The organism is Pseudomonas sp. P5_B2, from assembly GCF_056400445.1.
The window spans coordinates 1-1,426 of the sequence record NZ_JBFULH010000875.1 but is presented as its reverse complement, the minus strand read 5'-3'; the positions used below and the strand labels follow the sequence as shown (position 1 = coordinate 1,426).

1 protein-coding gene is annotated in these 1,426 nt (G+C 57.5%); it reads left to right on the top strand.

The annotated features are described in order from the left end of the window. Positions 1-268 precede the first annotated feature (268 nt). A partial coding sequence (rssB, locus tag AC1DRJ_RS27625) for a two-component system response regulator RssB (RefSeq protein ID WP_477804941.1) occupies positions 269-1,426 on the top strand: 1,158 nt, incomplete at its 3' end.

Sequence of the window (1,426 nt, the reverse complement as noted above, 5' to 3'; positions counted from 1 at the left end):
TCCTTCCATTGGGTTACGTAATTGTCCGTTCTTATAACTCCCTGTGATTAGACAAGCAAAGACGCCAAGCGACCATCGCCGTGAGCTTGAAACGCCCCGCGGATGGGAGTACCGTCTGCGCCTTAGAAGGGCACCTCTGGTGTACGTGTGAGTAGGGCAAACGCTCGAAAACGGTGCGACGGAGTGGCTAGAAAGCAAATCCAGTAGTCTGAGCCGGGCTAAAGCCCTTGCCTGCTACGCCAACCTAATTCTGGCGCCGTTTGCCCACATGCCAAAAACCAGTGCCACGCTGCTGATAATCGATGATGACGAAGTAGTGCGCGCGAGTCTCGCGGCCTATTTGGAAGACAGTGGTTTCAGTGTCCTGCAGGCCAGTAATGGCCAGCAGGGTCTTCAGGTATTCGAGCAAGACAAGCCCGACTTGGTCATCTGCGATCTGCGCATGCCGCAGATGGGCGGACTCGAACTTATTCGCCAGGTCACTGAGCGGTCTCCGCAAACCCCCGTGATTGTGGTCTCGGGTGCCGGCGTGATGAACGATGCGGTCGAGGCGTTGCGCCTGGGTGCAGCGGATTACCTGATCAAGCCCCTCGAAGATCTGGCTGTGCTCGAACATTCTGTGCGTCGAGCCCTGGATCGCGCGCGTCTGCTGCTGGAAAACCAGCGCTACCGCGAGAAGCTGGAAAAGGCCAACCGTGAACTCGCCGCTAGCCTGAACCTGCTCCAGGAAGACCAGAACGCCGGTCGCCAGGTGCAGATGAACATGCTGCCGGTCAGCCCCTGGACCATCGACCAGTTCCAGTTTGCCCACCAGATCATCCCGTCGCTGTACTTGTCGGGTGATTTTGTTGACTATTTTCGGGTCGACGAGCGTCGGGTAGCGTTCTACCTGGCAGACGTTTCCGGGCATGGCGCCTCTTCAGCCTTCGTTACCGTGCTGCTGAAGTTCATGACCACGCGCTTGCTGTTCGAGTCCAAGCGCAGCGGCACATTGCCCGAATTCAAGCCTTCAGAGGTCCTTGGTCATATCAACCGAGGCCTGATCAGTTGTAAGCTGGGCAAACACGTCACAATGGTCGGTGGAGTCATCGACGAGGAGACAGGTTTGTTGACCTATAGCATCGGTGGTCATTTGCCGTTGCCTGTGTTGTACACGCCAGACAGTGTTCGTTATCTGGAAGGGCGCGGTCTGCCGGTGGGCCTCTTTAACGAAKCCACCTATGAAGACCACGTGCTGGAGCTGCCACCGACGTTCAGCCTGACGCTGATGTCTGATGGCATTCTGGACCTTTTGCCAGAACCCACACTCAAGGAAAAAGAAGCGGCGTTGCCCCAACGGGTCAAGGCTGCGGGCGGCACCCTGGATGGGCTGCGGCAGGTTTTTGGATTGGCCACGCTTGGGGAGATGCCGGATGATATCGCCCTG